The sequence below is a fragment of the Nocardiopsis sp. NPDC006938 genome (assembly GCF_042869555.1).
GTDB lineage: Bacteria > Actinomycetota > Actinomycetes > Streptosporangiales > Streptosporangiaceae > Nocardiopsis.
In genome coordinates this window covers 24,654-43,920 of sequence record NZ_JBIAGA010000018.1, presented here as the reverse complement: position 1 = coordinate 43,920, position 19,267 = coordinate 24,654, and the positions used below count along the sequence as shown (strand labels likewise).

At 72.4% G+C, this 19,267-nt stretch carries 15 protein-coding genes and 1 pseudogene; 7 read left to right on the top strand and 9 right to left on the bottom strand.

Annotation, left to right across the window (positions count from 1 at the left end):
- Positions 1-346 precede the first annotated feature (346 nt).
- Positions 347-1,036: a hypothetical protein gene (locus ACFYL4_RS23065; protein ID WP_357759336.1), complete on the top strand. Its 690-nt coding sequence runs from the start codon at positions 347-349 to the stop codon at positions 1,034-1,036.
- A 79-nt stretch (positions 1,037-1,115) separates the two neighbouring features.
- Here ACFYL4_RS23065 and ACFYL4_RS23060 read toward each other — a convergent pair whose 3' ends face one another.
- The 6 genes and pseudogenes from ACFYL4_RS23060 to ACFYL4_RS23035 all read right to left on the bottom strand — a co-directional run bounded on the left by ACFYL4_RS23060 (position 1,116) and on the right by ACFYL4_RS23035 (position 8,427).
- The gene (locus tag ACFYL4_RS23060; protein WP_387520873.1) at positions 1,116-2,447 is read right to left on the bottom strand and encodes a heparan-alpha-glucosaminide N-acetyltransferase domain-containing protein; all 1,332 of its coding nucleotides are present in this window, start codon (positions 2,445-2,447) and stop codon (positions 1,116-1,118) included.
- Between the two features lie 122 nt (positions 2,448-2,569).
- Positions 2,570-4,609 carry an acetoacetate--CoA ligase gene (locus tag ACFYL4_RS23055; RefSeq protein WP_387520870.1) on the bottom strand — a complete coding sequence of 680 codons (2,040 nt, stop codon included), beginning with the start codon at positions 4,607-4,609 and terminating at the stop codon, positions 2,570-2,572.
- A gap of 214 nt (positions 4,610-4,823) precedes the next feature.
- The gene (locus tag ACFYL4_RS23050) at positions 4,824-5,498 is read right to left on the bottom strand and encodes an HAD hydrolase-like protein (protein ID WP_357759327.1); all 675 of its coding nucleotides are present in this window, start codon (positions 5,496-5,498) and stop codon (positions 4,824-4,826) included.
- Positions 5,499-5,789: 291 nt separating this feature from the next.
- Positions 5,790-6,452: pseudogene (locus ACFYL4_RS23045) on the bottom strand (DUF4126 domain-containing protein); the annotation flags it as partial.
- A 110-nt stretch (positions 6,453-6,562) separates the two neighbouring features.
- Positions 6,563-6,808, bottom strand: a complete 246-nt coding sequence (locus ACFYL4_RS23040) for a DUF2630 family protein (RefSeq protein ID WP_357759324.1) — start codon at positions 6,806-6,808, stop codon at positions 6,563-6,565.
- Positions 6,809-6,870: 62 nt separating this feature from the next.
- Positions 6,871-8,427: an LPXTG cell wall anchor domain-containing protein gene (locus ACFYL4_RS23035; RefSeq protein ID WP_387520866.1), complete on the bottom strand. Its 1,557-nt coding sequence runs from the start codon at positions 8,425-8,427 to the stop codon at positions 6,871-6,873.
- A gap of 311 nt (positions 8,428-8,738) precedes the next feature.
- Between ACFYL4_RS23035 and ACFYL4_RS23030 the strand changes: the two genes are divergently transcribed.
- On the top strand, positions 8,739-9,029 hold the full coding sequence (locus ACFYL4_RS23030) for a metal-sensitive transcriptional regulator (RefSeq protein ID WP_357759319.1): 291 nt from the start codon (positions 8,739-8,741) through the stop codon (positions 9,027-9,029).
- Positions 9,030-9,097: 68 nt separating this feature from the next.
- Positions 9,098-9,817, top strand: coding sequence for a metal-sensitive transcriptional repressor family protein (locus tag ACFYL4_RS23025; RefSeq protein ID WP_387520863.1), 720 nt, complete (start codon positions 9,098-9,100; stop codon positions 9,815-9,817).
- On the opposite strand, the gene ACFYL4_RS23020 is transcribed toward ACFYL4_RS23025, so the two are convergent.
- Entirely contained in the window at positions 9,802-11,178 is a 1,377-nt protein-coding gene (locus ACFYL4_RS23020; protein WP_387520860.1) for an NAD(P)/FAD-dependent oxidoreductase, read from the bottom strand. The genes ACFYL4_RS23025 and ACFYL4_RS23020 overlap by 16 nt on opposite strands.
- Positions 11,179-11,480: 302 nt before the next feature.
- Between ACFYL4_RS23020 and ACFYL4_RS23015 the strand changes: the two genes are divergently transcribed.
- On the top strand, positions 11,481-11,951 hold the full coding sequence (locus tag ACFYL4_RS23015; protein WP_387520858.1) for a hypothetical protein: 471 nt from the start codon (positions 11,481-11,483) through the stop codon (positions 11,949-11,951).
- Between the two features lie 77 nt (positions 11,952-12,028).
- Here the strand turns inward: ACFYL4_RS23015 and ACFYL4_RS23010 are convergent, their stop codons facing one another.
- Together ACFYL4_RS23010 and ACFYL4_RS23005 are read right to left on the bottom strand one after the other, a co-directional pair.
- Entirely contained in the window at positions 12,029-13,495 is a 1,467-nt protein-coding gene (locus tag ACFYL4_RS23010; RefSeq protein ID WP_387520855.1) for a catalase, read from the bottom strand.
- A gap of 105 nt (positions 13,496-13,600) precedes the next feature.
- Positions 13,601-14,206 carry a TetR/AcrR family transcriptional regulator gene (locus ACFYL4_RS23005; RefSeq protein WP_357759305.1) on the bottom strand — a complete coding sequence of 202 codons (606 nt, stop codon included), beginning with the start codon at positions 14,204-14,206 and terminating at the stop codon, positions 13,601-13,603.
- Positions 14,207-14,327: 121 nt separating this feature from the next.
- On the opposite strand from ACFYL4_RS23005, the gene ACFYL4_RS23000 reads away from it, so the two are divergent.
- From ACFYL4_RS23000 to ACFYL4_RS22990, 3 genes are read left to right on the top strand one after another with little or no spacing between them, the layout of a single operon-like run.
- Entirely contained in the window at positions 14,328-15,953 is a 1,626-nt protein-coding gene (locus ACFYL4_RS23000) for a carboxyl transferase domain-containing protein (protein WP_387520851.1), read from the top strand.
- 7 nt (positions 15,954-15,960) lie between these two features.
- Complete coding sequence (locus tag ACFYL4_RS22995) at positions 15,961-18,072, top strand: acetyl/propionyl/methylcrotonyl-CoA carboxylase subunit alpha (RefSeq protein ID WP_387520848.1); 2,112 nt, start codon at positions 15,961-15,963, stop codon at positions 18,070-18,072.
- Entirely contained in the window at positions 18,069-19,226 is a 1,158-nt protein-coding gene (locus tag ACFYL4_RS22990; protein ID WP_387520845.1) for an acyl-CoA dehydrogenase family protein, read from the top strand. The genes ACFYL4_RS22995 and ACFYL4_RS22990 overlap by 4 nt, the downstream gene beginning before the upstream one ends.
- Positions 19,227-19,267: the final 41 nt, after the last annotated feature.

Genomic DNA, 19,267 nt, shown 5'->3' with positions numbered 1-19,267 from the left:
GGTTCAACTGGGGCCGTCCGCTGCTGCCTGCGCGAACGGCGTGTCCTCGCTCGACGCGGGGTGGGTGTCCCCCGCCGTCAGGCAGTCACCATAACCCCGGGCCGGTCCGCCGTCAGGCCCGGGCGGGTGCGCGCCCCGAAGGTTGGAGGAGGCTCCAAGAGGCGAAGGCGGCCGACATGGTTCTTTCCTCCAATCAGGGGCGGGGAAAGCCCGGAAAGCGTGGTTCCGGGCGGGCGGAACGGGACCCGCGAGGGCAGCGCGGTCTAGACCGGATGCCCTCCCGAGGGCGCGCCACCCGTACCGGCCCCGGCCTCCCCGGCGGGGGCGCGCGACTACGCTGGGAGGCATGGCGGAGTTCCGGATCAGCAGTGACGACACGCAGGTCGACCTGCGCAGGATGGCCACGGCGTTGGCCGAGTCCCAAGGGTGGGCGCGCGAGGACGTGAGCATCTGGGACAACCGCCGGGGCGAGGTGATCGTGAACATCGACGACTCCCTGCTGCGCAGGCCCGAGGCCGACCCCGAGCACCGGCCCCGGCACACCCCGCACGCCGTGCACGACGCCTGCGAACTGCTGCGCCGGGAGGACCCCTCCCTGCGCGGGGTGGACTTCGCGGCCCTGCGCGACGAGAGCGCCCGGTTCTTCTCGGCGGGGTGGACCCTGGCCGACCTGCGGCACGCCCTGGCCCACCGCCCGGACGGGATGGCGTGGGAGAGCGGCCCGGACTTTCGGGGCGCCCCCTGGTTCGCGCACCGGCTGTCGGCGTGGAAGACCCCGGACGGCGACATCCGGCCCTCCCAGTCGCAGGAGTCGGCACAACTGCGGGTGATCAGCCGGGCCGGGCTGCCCGTGGACATCGGCCTGCCCGAGGACGCCGAGTTGTCGGCCCGCCCCGTCGCCAGCCCGGAGGCGGCGCGCTCGGCCGCCGACGACGCCCGGCGGCTGATCCGGCAGAACACGCGCACCACCACGGACACGCTGGCGCACCGGGACCGCACGTCCGCGCACATCACCCGGCCCGAGGACCGGACCTGAGCGGTTCTCCCCCGCCCGTACCGGTCGCGCGGACCCCCGGACCGGGGGCCGCACCGGGGCACGGGCGGCGGCCCGGGCCTCAGCCCGTGCCCGTCCCGGGGTCCGGACCTTCGGGGTCGCGACCCGGTCCCCGCTCTCCGCGCTCGCCGTCCGGCCCGGGCCCCGGACGGTCGGAGCGACCGACCCCCGCGTAGTCGACCGCCGCGTCGGCGAAGGCGCCCAGTCCGGTCTCCAACGGTCCCCGGCCCACCGCCCAGGGCCACAGGCTGGCGAAGACCAGCGAGCCGACGACGAAGTACTCCAGGTACCAGGAGCCGCTCGCGGAACCCTCCGGGTGCAGCGCCACGACCACCGCCAGGACCAGGATGTGCCCGGTGTAGACGGTCAGGGGCATCCTCCCCACGGAGGTCAGCGGGTACAGCACGCGCGGAAGGCGTTCGGCCAGCACCACGCACACCACCAGGACCACCAGGGCCTGTCCCACCGCTTCGAGGATCTCGAAGGTCGTACCGGTGTGCGGGGTGTTCACCGCCAGCCACCACCAGGAGTCCGTGGGCACCTGCCCGCTGATGCTGTGGGCGTGGTCCGTGGTGGCGTAACGCAGGTCCTCGGCGTACCCCGGGTCGAGCGAGCTGAGCGGTCGGCCCTCGAGGAACGGGTGCTCCGCCTCGGTCAGTCGGTCCAGGCCGCCCAACGGCTGGAGGAGCACCCACGAACCCAGGTAGCCCGAGGCCGCCGCGACCGCCCCGCCGACCGCCAACCGGACCCGCACCGCGGTGGAGGTCAGGTCCGTGCGGCCCACCGCCATCCCCGCGATCACGAACACCATGAAGGTGATCGCCGGGTAGTAGCCGGTCAGCAGGAACTCGGTGAGCGAGGTGACCGCGCCCGTGCGCACGCCCGCCGGGAAGAACTCCAGCCGCAGCGCGAACGACACGACCGGCCCCAGCAGCGCCAGGGCGCCCGCCGCCGCCCAGAGCGGGGCCGCGCGCGCCCGTAGCAGCGGCAGCGCCAGCACGAAGTACCCGGCGTAGTAGGTGAGGATGATCGCCACCGGCACGGCGAAGGAGTCCAGGACCAGCCCCAACACCCCGATGAGCAGGGCCCGGGCCAGGACGCGGACGACCGCCTCACGCAACCGGACGCCCTCGACCGGGGCGGTGCGCCCGGTCATCAGGGCCAGGGAGAGCCCGGCGAGGAAGGCGAAGAGGGCGGAGGAGTTGCCGCGCACGAGGCTGTGCAGCTCCCACCCCTGTTCCTCGGGCAGCAGACCGAAGGAGACGACCCCGAGGTGGACGGCGAACATCCCGAACACCGCGAGCGCCCGCGCGGCGTCGATGCCGTCGACACGGCGCCGGTCCGGCGCGGGCGGGCTGGCGGACGGGGGGCGGGCGGATCGGTTCTGGGACACGTTGTCAGGCTACGCCCGGCTCTGTCCCGGAGCGAGCGACGGCCGTACCCGGCCACGGGGCCGACCGGGCCCGGAGTGGTGCTCCTCCGGGCCCTGTCGGCGGGCGGCGCCGCCGCCCCGGCTCAGTCGTCGACCAGTTCGCTGAAGTGGTCCAGCGCCTCGGGGTTGGCCAGCGAGTCACGGCTGGCCACCTTCTTGGGGTCCTCGCCCATGAGGATGCGCTTGACCGGCACCTCCAGCACCTTGCCGGACAGGGTGCGCGGCACCGACGCGATCACCCGGACCCGGTCGGGCACGTGCCGGGGCGAGCAGTCGGTGCGGATACGGCGCGCGATCTCCCTGGGCAGGTCGCCCTCCAGGTCGGCGCCCTCCCGCAGCACGGTGAAGAGCTCGATCCTTGAGGAGCCGTCGCTCTGCGGCACGTCCACGACCAGGGCGTCCACCACGTCGTCCAGGGCCAGCACGGCGCGGTAGATCTCGCTGGTGCCCATGCGGACACCGCCCCGGTTGATGGTGGAGTCCGAGCGGCCGTAGATGATCGCGGTGCCGCGGTCGGTGATCTCGATCCAGTCGCCGTGCCGCCACACGCCCGGGTAGACGGAGAAGTAGCTGTCGCGCAGGCGCTCGCCGTCGGTGTCGCCCCACAGGAACACCGGCATGGAGGGGGCGGGCTCGGTGACCACCAGCTCGCCGACCTCGCCGACCAGCTCGTTGCCGTCCGGGTCCCAGGAGGCCACGGCCATGCCCAGCCCGCGCGACTGGATCTCGCCCTCGTACACGGGCAGGGTCGGGGTCCCGCCGACCAGGCAGCTACAGATGTCGGTGCCGCCGCTGGTGGAGAACAGCCACAGGTCGTCGTCGAACTCCTCGTACACCCAGGAGAACGCCTCCGGGCTGAGCGGGGAGCCGGTGGAACCGATCGCCCTGAGCGCGGACAGGTCGCGGCCCCGGGCGGGGTGCACACCCTCCTTCATGCACGAGGACAGGTATCCGGCGCTGGTGCCGAAGACCGTCACCCCGGCCTGCGCGGCCAGGTCCCAGAGCGAGCCCAGGTCAGGGGCCGCGGCCCGGGCCCGGCTGCCGTCCGCGGCGGGGGTCGGGTGGGCGGGGCTGCCGTCGTACAGCACGATGGACGCCCTGGTCAACAACACGCTGACCAGGAAGTTCCACATCATCCAACCCGTGGTGGTGAACCACAGGACCCGGTCGTGCGCCTGGGCGTCCAGGTGCAGGTTCAGGTTCTTGAGCTGTTCGAGGAGGATGCCGCCGTGGCCCTGGACGATCGCCTTGGGCAGGCCGGTGGTCCCCGACGAGTACAGGACCCACAGGGGGTGGTCGAACGGGACCGGGGTGAAGGTCAGCTCCGCGTCCGCGCCGCCCTCGGTGAGCCGCTCCCAGGACAGGGTCCCGTCGAGGGGCTCCCCGGGGGCGAGGTAGTCGAGGAGGACGGTGTGCTCGACGGTGGGGAGCGCCGCGCGCAGTTCCCCCACCACCGGGCGGCGGTCGAAGTCCTTGCCCGCGTAGCGGTAGCCGTCGACGGCGAGCAGCACCTTGGGCTCGATCTGGGCGAAGCGGTCGATGACGCTGCGCACGCCGAAGTCGGGCGAGCAGGAGGACCAGATCGCGCCGAGGGAGGCGACGGCGTAGAACGCCGCGGCGGTCTCGGGCAGGTTGGGCAGGTACGCGGCCACGCGGTCGCCCCGGCCCACACCGAGCTCGCGCAGGCCCGCGGCGATCGCTGCGGTGCGCTCCCGAAGGTCGCCCCAGGTCCAGGAGTCCAGTGCCCTGAGCTCGGTGGCGTGGCGAATGGCCACCGCGTGGGGGTCGCGCCCCTCGAAGACGTGCTCGGCGTAGTTGAGGGTCGCCCCGGGGAACCACCGTGCGCCCGGCATGGAGCGTTCGGCGAGGACGCTCTCGTACGGGGTGGCGGCGCGGACCCCGAAGTAGTCCCAGATGGACGCCCAGAAGCCGTCGACGTCGGTTACCGACCACCGCCACAGTGTGTCGAAGTCGAAGTCCGTGGCGGCGGTGGAGCCCCCGCCGCCGAAGGCCTTGACCCCCCGTTCGCGCTCGGCCCACCGGGCGAACGCGACGATGTTGGAGGACTCGATACGGTCCTCACCGGGCTCCCAGAGCACACGGGGCACGCTGCTCTCCGTCATTGCAGGCCTTCCCAATCGCGTCGCTGTGTGTTGCTGTGAGACACATCTAACAGCACACCGCCGTCGGCGCGAGCGGCCGGTCCGGGCTAACGGGGACACGGGAGGCGGGGCGAAGAGCGCAGGTCACCGCCGTGCCGCGCGAACGTGGCCCGCCCACCCCCGGACCGGGTCCGTTGGGTGGACGGGCCACGTTGACCCGGGTCACGGGGCCGGGTCAGAGGGCGCGGACGGCGGCCACCGCGTCGCTCGGGGTGTCCACGACGAGTGCGCCGGTGGCCTCCAGCCGCTCACGGGCCATGAGGCCGCTGGCGACCAGGACGGGGCGGGCTCCGGCCTCGCGGGCCGCGCGGGCGTCGTCGTCGATGTCGCCGATGAGCACGACGCGTGCCGGGTCCAGGCCCTGCTGCTCCAGGTGGTGCACGAGGTGCTCGGCCTTGGAGTCGTGCTCGGTCTCGAACCGGCGCCCGTCGATCCGGGTGAAGTGCGAGCCCAGGCCGCGCTCGGCGATGAGGGGCACGAGGTGGTCGTGGGTGGCCATCGAGAGCAGGGACTGGGTCCGCCCGGTTCCGGTCCACTGGTGGAGGACGTCGGGGACGCCCGCGGCCAGCTGACAGGTGTGCAGGTGTTCCAGGTAGCTGTCGTCGTAGGTCTTCTCGACGCGCTCCCACTCCTCGGCGGACAGGCTCCGGCCGAGGAGTTCCTCGTAGCAGGGGATGAGGGGGCGCCGGAAGACGGTGCGCCAGTGGTCCAGCTCGACCGGCGCACGGCCGAACTGGGCGCACACCGCGTTGACGGCGGCGAGGTTGGCGTGGTTGTCGTCCAGGAGGGTGCCGTTCCAGTCCCAGACGATGTGGTGGGTGTTCGGATTCGCGGAAGTCATCTCAGCCATTGGCAGCACTGTACGGCCCCGCGCCCCGGTCCCGGTATGCGTTTTCCGCCACCCCGCCGCCGTCCGCGCAGGCCGCAGCGGGTGTCACCGCTGGGGTGGGACGCCGTGTCCGGGCCCCTGCCGGGGACCGGGGTAGGGACCGGGAGGGGAGCTCGGGTAGGGCGGACCGGGCCGGGGGCCGGGGTACGGGCCGGGAGGGGAACTCGGGTAGGGCGGACCCGGCCGGGGGCCGGGGTAGGGACCGGGAGGGGAACTCGGGTAGGGCGGACCGGGGTGGGGGCCAGCGCCCGGCCCGGGGAAGGGGCCCGACCCCGGCCCTCCGTGTGAGGCCTCGCGCTCGGCCTTGCGCTGCGCCCGCACCCTGCGTCCCTTGCGAACGGCCCACACACCGAGCAGCGCCATCAGGGGGAACACCACGAGGACGAGCAGGGGCAGCAGGATCGCCAGCAAGGCCGTGACCACGCTGGCGACGTCCTCCAGGAAGGAGACCACCGGGGCGCCGATACCGAAGGTGAGGGTGTTCACCACCAGCCGGGCCAGCGCCTTGGCCACGTGGAAGAACAGGGCGACGAGCACACCGATGATGACCGCTCCCCAGCTCACGCCGGTCGCGGCGACCGACATGGCCGAGGCCTCACCGGAGATCTCGGTGATCTCGGAGAGCTGCACCGCCGAGGCCCCGGCACCGAACGTGATCCCGCCCGAGGTGGGCCGGACCGCCGTCTGGAGGAGGTCGTTGACGCTGTCGAGGGCGGGCACCTTGTCGGCCACCAACTCGACGACCAGCAGCACGCCGATGATGACCAGGGTGGCGGGGTGCGCCAGCCAGGCCCAGGCGGGCGTGAGCGGGACGAACTCGGTGTATCGGGCCATCAAGCCGAGGATCAGGAGGGGAACGTAGGCGTTCAGACCCGCCGCGGAGGCGAGGCCGAGGCCGGTCAGTGAAGCGAACATGGGGGCGTTCCTTCGAGCGAGCCGGGCAGGGCGGGGGGCCGGGTACGGGGGCCGACCCGGTCATCTGTACTGACGCTCGGAGTGGACCGTTGGTTTTCGCTCAGGCCTGACTACTGTCGGTAGTTCTCGACTTCGGAGACCGGTCGGACCCGGGCCTCCTCCGGGTCCTGTCCGTGCTCGGTACGGGCCCGGCGCTGACGGAGGAGGTCCCAGCACTGGTCGAGCGCCTCCTCGACCTGCCGCATCCGGCGGCGCTCCTGTGGATCGAGCCCTCCCTCGGCGGAGCGGAGCGTGTGCTCCTCGTCCATCAGCCCGCGGATGGTGGTCATGATGTCCTGCTCGGCGGTGTCGCTCATACCGTCATGGTCAGCGCGGACCGGGACCGGGGGCAAGGGCCCCGGTCCCGGGATTGCCCAGGTCAGACCGAACGTTTACGCGAGACCGCGAAGGCCGCGACCGCCGCCGCGACCGCCGCGAGGCCCCCGATGACCAGCGCGGTGACGCTGGCTCCGGTCACCGGCAGCGTCGGCCGCTCGTCCTGCGGCCCGGGGTGCGGGTAGCCGGGGTGGGGGTACCCGGGGTGGGACGGCGACTCGGACGGGCTCGGCGACCCCGTGGGAGACGGCGACGGACCGGATGTCGGACCCGGTGTGGGACTCGGTGACCCGGTCGGAGACGGTGTCGGACTCGGAGATTCCGTAGGCGACGGCGATGGACCGGGAGCCTCCGTCGGGGACGGCGTCGGGCTCGGTGACCCCGTCGGAGGAGGCGTGGGTGACGGCGACGGGCTCGGGGACTCCGTGGGAGACGGTGTGGGACGAGGGCTCGGGCCCGGAGGTTCCGTGGGGCTCGGCGTGGGGCTGGGCGATCCGGTGGGGCTCGGGCTCGGTGATTCCGTGGGGCCGGGCGTCGGAGACGGTGTGGGCGACGGTGTCGGGCCGGGCGACCCCGTGGGGCTCGGAGACGGCGTGGGGCCGGGTGTCGGAGACGGGCTCGGCGACTCCGTGGGACTCGGAGACGGCGTGGGGCTGGGACTCGGGCTGGGACTCGGGCTCGGACTCGGGCTCGGCGACTCCGTGGGGATCGGTGACTCCGTGGGCGTCGACGTGGGGATCGGGATCGGCGACGGAGTCTGGGGAACGAGCTCGTGGCAGTCGGCCCGGACGTCGCCCAGTGTCATGTCGAAGAGCGTCTCAGGTCCCCCCACCGCGTTGCCGTCGGCGTCCTGGCCCTGGACGACCGCGGTGTAGTCGGTGCGGGCGTGTCCGATGAAGGGGTCCTCGATCTCGTACACGTGGGTGATGGTGACGGTGACGCGGGCGTTGGTGATCCCGTCCCCGTAGTCTCCGGGGAAGTCGAGCACGGTCACGGCGGTGCCGGCGGAGTTGGGTGGCGGGGCGTCGACGAGACGCCCCAGGAACATGGGCGCGGTGGTGGAGTCCTGGATGATGACCCCGGCCGGAGGGGCGCACTGCACGCGGTTGTTCCAGGTGGAGACGGTGAAGAGGCGGTGGTTCCCGTTGGGCTGCAACGGCCCCTGGTTGACCACCGCCGCGGCGCCGCCGGTGGCGGGCGAGGGCACGTCGAGATTGGTGAAGGCTCCGTTGGCGTTGGACATCCCCGACTCGGGGGCGCTCTGCACGTTCACCTCGGCCGTGCCGGTGGCGGAGGTCAGGTAGTCGGAGATCTCCGAACCCGGACCGGTGTTGATGTCCCACTGCTGGTTGCCGTTGCCGCTGACCTCCAGCTCGTTGAGGGTGCCGGAGACCGCGCCGCCGCCGTAGACGCCGGGGTCCAGGGTGAGACTTCCCCACGTGGAGGACGCGTAGGGCGTGGCGGGCTGGGCGACCGCGTCACGGGCGCTGAAGGTCGCACCAGCGGCGACGGCTCCGGAGGCGAGCAGCACGGAGGCAACCACGGCCACGCCCCTTCGCCGCAGGGTGGTGGCCCGTGTCGCCGCCATGTGTGCACCCACGGCCGACTCCTCACTTTAAGGATTTACTTGATTACCGAGTGTGATCATAGGGTTCCGAGGGTCCGCCCCCCCGGGACGCTTGCGGGCCACTCGCGGCAAGATCACGTCAACCAGGGCAAAGCCCCCGGTGTCGGCGCGGACGGAGCGACCGGCCCCGGCGGTCTGGGAAACTTCTCGTACGGCCTGGTTGGTGACAAATGGTCCGCCGGTCGACGCCCGGACGGGCGGAATAGACCGCGAAGCTCCCCGCTTGAATACCTTGAGGGGGTATTGTTATGGCAGCTGAGCAGGAACGACACGGAGACGGTGGCATGGCGGCGAACCACGGTTACAGCAGCGACAAGCAGAGCCACATCAACCGGCTCCGCCGCATCGAGGGCCAGATTCGGGGCCTTCAGCGGATGGTCGAGGACGACCAGTACTGCATCGACATCCTCACCCAGACCTCCGCGGTCAACAAGGCGCTGCGTTCCTTCGCCCTGTCCATGCTGGACGAGCACCTCAAGCACTGTGTGGCACACGCCGTGGCCAACGGCGGCGACGAGGCCGACGAGAAGGTGCGCGAGGCCTCCGACGCCATCGCCCGCCTGGTCCGTTCCTGACACGGAGCCACCCGACCGGACCCGGCCTCTCGGCCGCCACCTCCCCGCACCAGGGCTAACGTACGGGTATGTCCCCCGAAGTCCCGCCTGGGCGCACCCTCGACACGGCCCCCGCCACCGACCCCTCCGAGGAGAACGGGCTCGCCCGCGCGCTGGAACGCCGCCTGGCGCTGCCGGTGCTGGTCTGCGCCGCGGCCTCCGTCCCCGCGGTCTTCCTCGACATGTGGGGCCAGGGGCGGTGGGCCGAGTTCGGGCACCGGGTCAACTGGCTGGCCGGGCTCGTGTTGTGGGCGGAGTGGATACTCCTCGTCGCGCTGGCCCGGAACAGGCTCGACTGGCTGCGCACCCACCGGTGGAGCACGTTCGTCGCGGCCCTGACGCTACCCGCCGTGGTCTTCGCGCTCGGCCCGGCGCAGGTCCTGCGGCTGGTCCGTGCAGCCGCGACCCTGCGCCTGCTCCGCGTCACCCGGATCGCCGAGGCCGGCGGGGTGCTGCGCCGCCGCCTGGGGTTGACCGGGACACGCGCGACGGTGGTGGCCGCGGCCACCACCGTCCTGTGCGCGGTGTTCGTCGCGGCGGTGCTGTCCGACCCCGACTCCGCCAGCCGCCGGTACGCGGACGCCCTGCTGTCCGGCCTGGGGCCGTGGCCGGTGGTCACCGCCGCCGCGGTCGTGACCGCGTCACTGGCCTTCGTGCTCGTACGCCGCAGACGGGCCGCCCGGACCGCCGGACCCCGTGGCTCGCGTGGCTCGCGTGGCCGGGACGGGTCGGGTCAGTCCTCCCCGTAGCGCTGCCGCTCGTTGTCGAGCAGCCGGGCGCCCTCGGATCGGGAGGTGTCGGAGTCCAGGTAGTCGACGGCTTCGTTGGCCACGAACGACGACGGGCGGCCGTCGTCCGCGAACCCCATGCGGGACACCTCGCTGCCCAGGAAGGCACGGATTCCCCAGTTGGCGACGATCCGGGCCCGCGCCGTCCCGGACGGCACCGAGGCCACGTGGTAGCCGCGTGTGGCGGCCAGCGCGGGTAGTCCGCTCAGGTCGAACTGCATGATCCTGGCCAGGGCGTCGCGCCCGCTCAGGTCCACGACCAGTCCCATGTCGCGGTGCCGGAACTCCCGCAGAGGCCTCCCGAGCACCGAGTTGACCACGTTCTCGGCGGCGGTGGAGGCCTGTCTGCTGGCGTACTGGGCCGTGGGTGGGCAGTAGGCGCTGTCGCTGTGCGAGAGGTTGGGGACGGCGGCGGCGTCGCCGAGGGCGAACACCTCGGGCAGGCCCGGCACCGACAGGTCGGTGCCGACCTCCAGGCGACCGCCCTGGGTGGGGGTACCGACGGTCTCCATGAGCGGGCTGGGCGTGATGCCCGCCGTCCAGATGAGGGTGCGGCAGGGCAGGGCGCGGCCGTCGGTGAGCACCACCTTGTCGGCGGTCACCTCGCGGACGCTGACCTGCATCTTGACTTCGATGCCGAGGCCGCGGAGCAGGTCGATGGCCTTGCGGCCGAGCCGGTCGCCGAGCTGGGGCAGGACGGTCGGGGCGATGTCGACCAGGTGCCACCGGATGACCGAGCGCAGTTCGGGGTAGCGCTGGGCCGCCTCCTGACAGAGCCGCATGAGCGAGGCCGCGGTCTCGACCCCGGTGTAACCGCCGCCGACGACGACGAAGCGGCAGCGCTCCTCGCGTTCGACCGGGTCGCGCGAGTCGTTGGCCAGTTCCAGCTGGGCGAGGACGTGGTCGCGCAGGAGCACCGCCTCGGCCAGGGTCTTGGCTCCGTAGGCGTGCTCGGTGAGCCCGGGGATGTCGAACTCCCGCGTCATGGAACCGGGGGCGAGCACCAGCCGGTCGTAGCGGCAGGGAGCGAGTTCGCCGGTGGGCCGCCGCACGACCACCGTGCGGTCGCGGGTGTCCACCCCGACGGCGTGGCCGGGGACGAGCCGGGTCTGTCTGGTGAGCCGGTGCACGGACATGACGACCGACTGCGGGGTGAGCAGGCCCGAGGCCACCTGCGGCAGCAGCGGGCTGTAGAGCATGTAGTCGTGGGGAGCCACGAGGGCGATGTCCGCCGCTCCCGTGGGTATGCGCCGTTCCAGGTGACGGATGGTGTGGAAGCCACCGAAACCAGCGCCGACCACCACGATTCGAGGCCGAGACATAGGTACACCGCTCCTTCTTCGGGTCGGGGGCGGGACGCCTGGGCGTCTGTGGGCCGTCGAGTTCGGACCTACCCACGTCACCGCTGCCGAATGTACGGGTCCCGGATCGCGTTCCCCCGGTTCCCACACGAGACGTTTCGGGGTCTTTGTCCGCCATTGGCACTGGGCGCGAAAGGAAGACGGCGACTTCACCGGGACCACACCCGCTCTTGGTGACCCGAACCCGACACTAGGTGACTATGTGTTGTCATGCACTTACCGAACGTGCTGACCCGTGTCGTAGAGAGGGGCAAGGAACGCGTATGCGCGCCTTCACCAGGATCACCACCGCAACGGTACTGGCCGCAGGACTGGCCGTCGTCGGCGTCGGAGCGGCTCAGGCCGACCCGCGCGACGAGGTCAACCAGCCCGTGGAGGGGGCGGCCGAGACCGTCGAGGGGACGACCGGCGCCGCCGGAGACCTCTCGCCCGAGGCGGAGGCCCTGCTCCAGGACCCCCAGGTCCAGGAGCTCCTGGCCAACGAGGACGCCGTCGCACTGCTCAGCGACGCCGACTCCCTGAAGACACTCCAGGCGCTCATGGAGCTGGAGGACCCGGCCGGTGCCCTGGAGGCGCTCGACCTCCCGGTGGCCACGGACGACCTCCCCGTCGGGACGGGTGACCTCCCGGCCGGTACCGACGACGTCACCGGCCAGCTGCCCGCGGACGGTCTCGACACCGGTGGGGCCACCCAGCCCGTGGAGGACGTCGTGGGCGGTGTCGGCCTCCCGTAGCACCACCGCGACGGAACAAAGGGGGGCGGGTGCCCGTGGCCACCCGCCCCCCTTTCCGCGTGCCGCCCCCGGACGGGTCAGCCCCCGCCCACGCCCTCGGCCACGCGGGCGCCGATCCCGGGGTCGATCGCGCTCCAGTACCCCAGGGCCCTCTGACGGATGCCCGCGTCGGTGACCGCGCCGATGTGGCCGACGATGTTCGATACCAACCGGTCCCGCGCCGCGTCGTCCATCACGTCGCGGATCAGCGCGCGCGGCTGCGAGACGTCGTCGTCGTCGGCTCGCTGCCGGTACGCCTCCCGCACCAGCTCGGAGGCCTCCACCTTCCATCCGGCCTCTTCCACGCCCTGCTGGCGGGCGGCCTCGGGTCCGCCGAAGGAGTTGGGGTGGTACGTCTGACCGGTCCCCGGCGGGAAGTGCCGCATCGCCCCGTCCTTGCCGTAGGAGCGCACCGGCACGTGCGGCCGGTTGGGCGGCAGCTCGTCGTAGTTGACCCCGATCCGGTACCGGTGGGTGTCGGGGTAGGAGAACATGCGACCCAGCAGCATCTTGTCCGGGGACGCCCCGGTGCCCGGCACCATGTTGGAGGGTTCGAAGGCGGCCTGCTCGATGTGGATGAAGTGGTTGTCCGCGTTACGGTCCAACGTCATCCGGCCGACCTCGATCAGCGGGTAGTCGCCCTTGGGCCACACCTTGGTGAGGTCGAAGGGGTTGAACCGGTAGTCCGCCGCCTCGTCGATCGGCATGATCTGCATGCTCAGGGTCCACGAGGGGTGCTCGCCCCGCTCGATCGCCTCGAACAGGTCGCGGCGGTGGTGGTCGGCGTCCTCACCGGCGACGCGGTCCGACTCCGCCTGGGTGAGGAACTCGATCCCCTGGTCGGTCCGGAAGTGGTACTTGACCCAGAACCGCTGCCCCTTGGCGTTGATCCACTGGTAGGTGTGCGAGCTGAACCCGTCCATGTGGCGCCAGGTCCGGGGGATGCCACGGTCCCCCATCAGCCAGGTGACCTGGTGCGAGGTCTCCGGCGACCGCGACCAGAAGTCCCACTGCATGGTGTTGTCGCGCAGCCCCGTGCGCGGGTCGCGCTTCTGGGAGCGGATGAAGTCCTGGAACTTCTGCGGGTCCCGGACGAAGAAGACCGGCGTGTTGTTGCCGACCATGTCGAAGTTGCCCTCGCGCGTGTAGAACTTCAGCGCGAAGCCGCGCGGGTCGCGCCAGGTGTCGGGGCTGCCCATCTCCCCCGCGACGGTGGAGAAGCGGGCCAGCATCGGGGTCTCGCGACCGGGCTGGAAGAGGTCCGCGCAGGTGTACTGGCTGACATCGCGGGTCACCCGGAAGGTTCCGTAGGCGCCGCTGCCCTTGGCGTGCACCACGCGTTCGGGTACCCGCTCGCGGTTGAAGTGCGCCATCTTCTCGACGAGGTAGGCGTCGTGCAGGACGATGGGGCCGTCGCTGCCCACGCTCAGCGAGTGTTCGTCGCTGGGCGCGGGGATGCCCGCGTTGGTGGTGGTGCGTTCGGACTCCGGTCGCTTCTCGACCATGGACCATCTCTCCCTGTGGCGGTGGACGCGCGTCCCGGGTGTCGGGCCCGGGCGACTCGTGCGCGGGTCTACCCGTGAGCGGGTCAAGCCACGTACTGCGGGGACTCAACTCGGCCTTGGCGTGGACTCCCCGGACAGCAGGGCGGCGTGACCCATGCGCAGGAGCAGGGCCGACATCGCGGCCCTCGACAACGGCCCCCTGCTGTGCGGCGTGGAGTTGAGCAGCCCGAACGCGGCGTGCACCGACGCGCGCAGGTCGGCGCGGGGAGCGGCGGGACGGAGCGCGGCCAGGACGTTCACCCACTCCTCGACGTAGCCGCGCTGGAGACGGCGGACCCGGCGGCGGTCGTCGTCGGTGAGGTTGCCCAGCTCGCGGTCGTGCACGGTGATGAGGTCGGGTTCTCCCAGGGAGAAGTCGATGTGGCCGCGCAGCAGCGCCTCCAGCGCCTCCTCCGGGCCGTCCGCGTCGGCCACCAGCGCCCGGCCTCGGCGGGCGAGGCGTTCGCTGACGTCCACCAGGACCGCGCCGAGCAGGGCCTCCTTCCCGGGGAAGTGCCGGTAGAGCGCGGGCCCGGTGGTGCCCACGGCACGCCCGAGGTCGTCGATGGTCACCCCCCGATAGCCGTGCGCGGCGAACAGCCGGGCCGCCGCCCCCAGGATCGCCGTTCTCCGCTCGCCCGCGGGCCGCTGGCCCTGGGTTCCCGCCGCCATCCGTCCGCCTCTCGCCGCCCGTCCGCGGGGCCCGTGCCACGCGGGCCCTGGACACCCATGTTAGTAGTTACTAACATCACCCCTGTTAGTGAGCATTAACATCCCTCCACGAGAGGACACCATGAGCAGGGCACCTGTGCTCGGTTCGGCGGTCGACACCGCCGGTCCCGCGTTCGCCGCCAACGACGCCGCGAACCGCGCGCTCGCGCTGGAGCTGCGGGAGCGGATCGCGACCGCGGCCCTCGGCGGCCCCGAGAAGACCCGCGTGCGCCACGTCGAGCGCGGCAAGCTCCTCCCCCGCGACCGCGTCGACCTCCTCCTGGACCCCGGATCGCCGTTCCTGGAGATCGCCCCCCTGGCCGCCGACGGCCTCTACGGGAGGGACGGCCGGGACGCCCCCGGCGCCGGGATGATCGCCGGGATCGGCCGCGTCGCCGGACGACCGGTCGTGGTGGTGGCCAACGACGCCACCGTCAAGGGCGGCAGCTACTACCCGATGACGGTCAAGAAGCACCTGCGCGCCCAGGAGGTGGCGCTGCACAACCGCCTCCCCTGCGTGTACCTGGCCGACTCCGGCGGCGCCTTCCTGCCCATGCAGGACGACGTCTTCCCCGACCGCGAGCACTTCGGCCGCATCTTCTACAACCAGGCCACCATGTCCCGGGCGGGCATCCCGCAGATCGCCGCGGTCCTGGGCTCGTGCACCGCGGGCGGCGCCTACGTCCCGGCGATGAGCGACGAGGCGGTGATCGTCCGCGACCAGGGCACGATCTTCCTCGGCGGCCCTCCCCTGGTGAAGGCCGCCACCGGAGAGGTCGTCACCGCCGAGGAGCTGGGCGGCGGCGACCTGCACTCGCGGGTCTCCGGCGTCACCGACCACCTCGCCGACGACGACGCCGACGCCCTCACCAAGGTGCGGCGGATCGTCGACACCCTCGGCCCGCAGGGCCCCCCGTCCTGGGAGACGCGCACCCCGCGGCCCCCCGCGCTCGATCCCGGGGAGCTCTACGGCGTGGTCCCCGCCGACACCCGCACCCCCTACGACGTGCGCGAGGTCATCGGCCGCGTCGTGGACGGCAGCGAGTTCACCGAGTTCAAGTCCGAGTACGGCACCACCCTGGTCACGGGGTTCGCGCACGTCAACGGGCACCCGGTGGGCATCGTCGCGAACAACGGCATCCTGTTCGCCGAGTCCGCGCTCAAGGGGGCGCACTTCATCGAGCTGTGCGACCGCCGCTCCATCCCGCTGGTCTTCCTCCAGAACATCTCCGGGTTCATGGTCGGCCGCGACTACGAGGCGGGCGGTATCGCCAAGCACGGCGCCAAGATGGTCACCGCCGTGGCCTGCGCCCGCGTCCCCAAGTTCACCGTCGTCATCGGCGGATCGTTCGGGGCGGGCAACTACTCGATGTGCGGCCGCGCCTACTCGCCCCGCTTCCTGTGGATGTGGCCCAACGCCCGCATCTCGGTGATGGGCGGCGAACAGGCCGCGTCCGTGCTGTCCACCGTGCGCCGCGACCAGATGAGCGCGCGCGGCGAGGAGTGGTCCGCCGAGGACGAGGAGGCCTTCAAGGCCCCCATCCGCGACCAGTACGAGGAACAGGGCAGCCCCTACTACTCCACCGCCCGTCTGTGGGACGACGGGGTCATCGACCCCGCCGACACCCGCGACGTGCTCGCCATGGCCCTGTCCGCCGCCCGCCACACGCCCCTGGAGCCGGTCGGCTACGGCGTCTTCCGGATGTGAGGAACCCTTGACCACCACACCACCGACCACCGCGCCGGGGCGGACCCCGGGCGTCTCACGCGTCCTGGTCGCCAACCGGGGCGAGATCGCCCTGCGCGTCATCCGCACCCTGCGCCGCATGGGCCTCAGTCCCGCCGCCGTGTACACCGACGCCGACGCCGGGGCCCCGCACACGCGCGCCGCCGACGTGGCACTGCGGGTGGACCACTACCTCGACGCCGACGGGATCGTCGCCCTGGCCCGGGACTGCGGAGCCACCGGGGTGCACCCCGGGTACGGGTTCCTGTCCGAGAACGCCGGGTTCGCCCGCGCCTGCGCGGACGCCGGGCTCGTCTTCGTGGGCCCGCCCGCCTCCGCGATCGAGGCGATGGGCGACAAGATCCGCGCCAAGGACACCGTGGCCGCGGCCGGGGTGCCCGTCCTGGGCGGCTTCACCGAGAAGCCCGGAGAACCCCTGGACGACGACGCCCTGTTGCGCGCCGCCGAGGAGACCGGTTACCCCCTGCTGATCAAGCCCTCCGCCGGAGGCGGCGGCAAGGGCATGCGGGAGGTGCGCTCCCCCGCCACCCTGGCCGCCGACGCGGCGGCCGCCCGACGCGAGGCGCTGGCGTCCTTCGGCGACGCGACCCTGCTCGTGGAACAGCTGGTCCAGCGGCCGCGCCACATCGAGGTGCAGGTCCTGGCCGATTCCCACGGCAACGTCGTGCACCTGGGAGAACGCGAGTGCAGCCTCCAGCGACGCCACCAGAAGGTGGTGGAGGAGGCGCCCTCCCCCCTGCTCACCGGCGCCCAGCGCTCCGCCATGGGCGAGGCCGCGGTGGCCGCCGCCCGATCCTGCGGGTACGTGGGCGCCGGCACCGTGGAGTTCATCGCCGAGACCGGTCCCGACGGCGCGCTCTCCTACTCCTTCCTGGAGATGAACACGCGCCTGCAGGTGGAGCACCCGATCACCGAGGAGGTCGTGGCCGTCCGCGGGCGGCGCGGCGTCGACCTGGTGGAACTCCAGCTGCGCGTGGCCTACGGGGAGGCACTGCCCTTCGCCCAGGAGGACGTCTCCTGGGTGGGGCACGCGGTGGAGTCCCGTGTGTACGCCGAGGACGCCGACCGCGGCTTCCTGCCCTCGGGCGGGCCGATCCTGCTCCTGGAGGAGCCCGCCGGTCCGCACGTGCGCGTGGACTCGGGGATCGCCCGGGGCGGCGCCGTCACCTCGGACTTCGACCCCATGCTGGCCAAGGTCATCACCTGGGGCGAGGACCGGGCCGAGGCGCTGCGCCGGATGGACGCGGCCCTGGCCTCGTACACACTGCTGGGCTGCGTGACCAACACCGCCTACCTGCGGCGGCTCCTGCGCCACCCGCGCGTGGTCGAGGGCGACCTGAGTACGGACCTCATCGCCACCGACCCGCCCGAGCCCGCGCCGGACCACCGGTCCGCCGTGTACACGGCGGCCGCGCTGGACCACCAGATCGACCTGGAGGGTCCGCCCGACCCCGACCGGTTCGCGGTCCCGGACGGCTGGCGGATGGGTGACCCGGCCTGGACTCAGTGGCGGCTGCGGCTTCCCGGCCACGACGCCACCGTGGTCCGGGTCCGGCGTGACGGCCCGGCCGGGCACTACCTGGTCCGGTTGGAGGACGACGCACCCGTCGCCGTACGGGCCCACCGCTCCGAGGACGGGACCCGGCTCACCGTCTCCGACGCCTCCGGCACCGTCACCTACGCCCGCGCCGACGACCCGCGCACCGACCACCGGTGGCTGGGGGCGGGCGGAGCGGCGTGGAGCCCGCACGAGGAGCCGGTGACCGCCGCCCTGCGCCAGGACGACGCCGCAGCCGACGGCACGGTGCGCAGCCCCATGCCGGGCACCGTGCTCGACGTCCCGGTCAGCGTGGGCCAGGAGGTCACCGCCGGGACCGCGCTGGCCGTCGTCGAGGCCATGAAGATGGAGCACTCCGTGCCCTCACCCGTCGACGGGACCGTCACCGCCGTGGCGGTCCGCCCCGGGGCGTCGGTGCCCATGGACGCCGTCCTGGTCACCGTCGAACCCCACCCCGCGTCCGCCGGGGAACCGGCCGACGCCCCGTCCACCCCCGCCATCCGCGAGGAGCAGCAGCGATGAACCGCCACGAACTCTCGACCGAGCACGCCGACCTCCGCGCCGCCGTGGAGACCTTCGCCCAGACCGAGGTCGCGCCGGTCATCGGCGACTTCTACGAGCGGGGCGCCTTCCCCTACGACATCGTCGCGAAGATGGGCCGGATGGGCCTGTTCGGCCTGCCGTTCCCCGAGGAGCACGGTGGCATGGGCGGCGACTACTTCGCCCTGTGCCTGGCCCTGGAGGAGCTGGCCCGGGTCGACTCGTCGGTGGCCATCACCCTGGAGGCCGGGGTGTCGCTGGGCGCGATGCCGATCCACCGGTTCGGCACCGAGGAGCAGAAGAAGGCCTACCTGCCCCGGCTGACCTCGGGCGAGGCCCTGGGCGCGTTCGGGCTGACCGAACCGGACGGCGGATCGGACGCCGGTGCGACCCGGACCACCGCGCGCCTGGAGGACGGCGAGTGGGTGATCAACGGGACGAAGTCGTTCATCACGAACTCCGGCACGGACATCACCGCCCTGGTCACCGTGACCGCCGTGACCGGACGGCGTGAGGACGGTCGTCCCGAGATCTCCTCGATCCTGGTGCCGAAGGGCACCCCGGGCTTCTCCGTCGGGCAGAAATACTCCAAAGTCGGTTGGAACGCCTCGGACACCAACGAGCTGGTCTTCGAGGACTGCCGGGTGCCGGAGGCCAACCTGGTGGGCGAGCGCGGGCGGGGCTACGCCCAGTTCCTGCGCATCCTGGACGAGGGCCGCATCGCCATCGCGGCGCTGTCCGTGGGCCTGGCCCAGGGCTGCGTCGACGAGAGCGTGCGCTACGCCCACCAGCGGCAGGCCTTCGGGAACAGCATCGGCCGCTACCAGGCGATCCAGTTCAAGATCGCCGAGATGGAGTCCCGCACGTACGCCGCCCGCCTCGCCTACTACGACGCCGCCTCGAGGATGCTCGCCGGGGAGCCGTTCAAGAAGGAGGCGGCGATCGCCAAGCTGGTGGCGTCCAACGCGGCGATGGACAACGCCCGTGACGCCACACAGGTCTTCGGCGGGTACGGGTTCATGAACGACTACGCCGTGGGCCGGTTCTACCGGGACGCCAAGATCCTGGAGATCGGCGAGGGCACCAGCGAAGTGCAGAAGATGCTCATCGCGAGGGAACTGGGCCTGCCCGCGTAGGCGGCGTGGGAGGGCCCCGCGCCGCGCCCTCGGCCGAACTT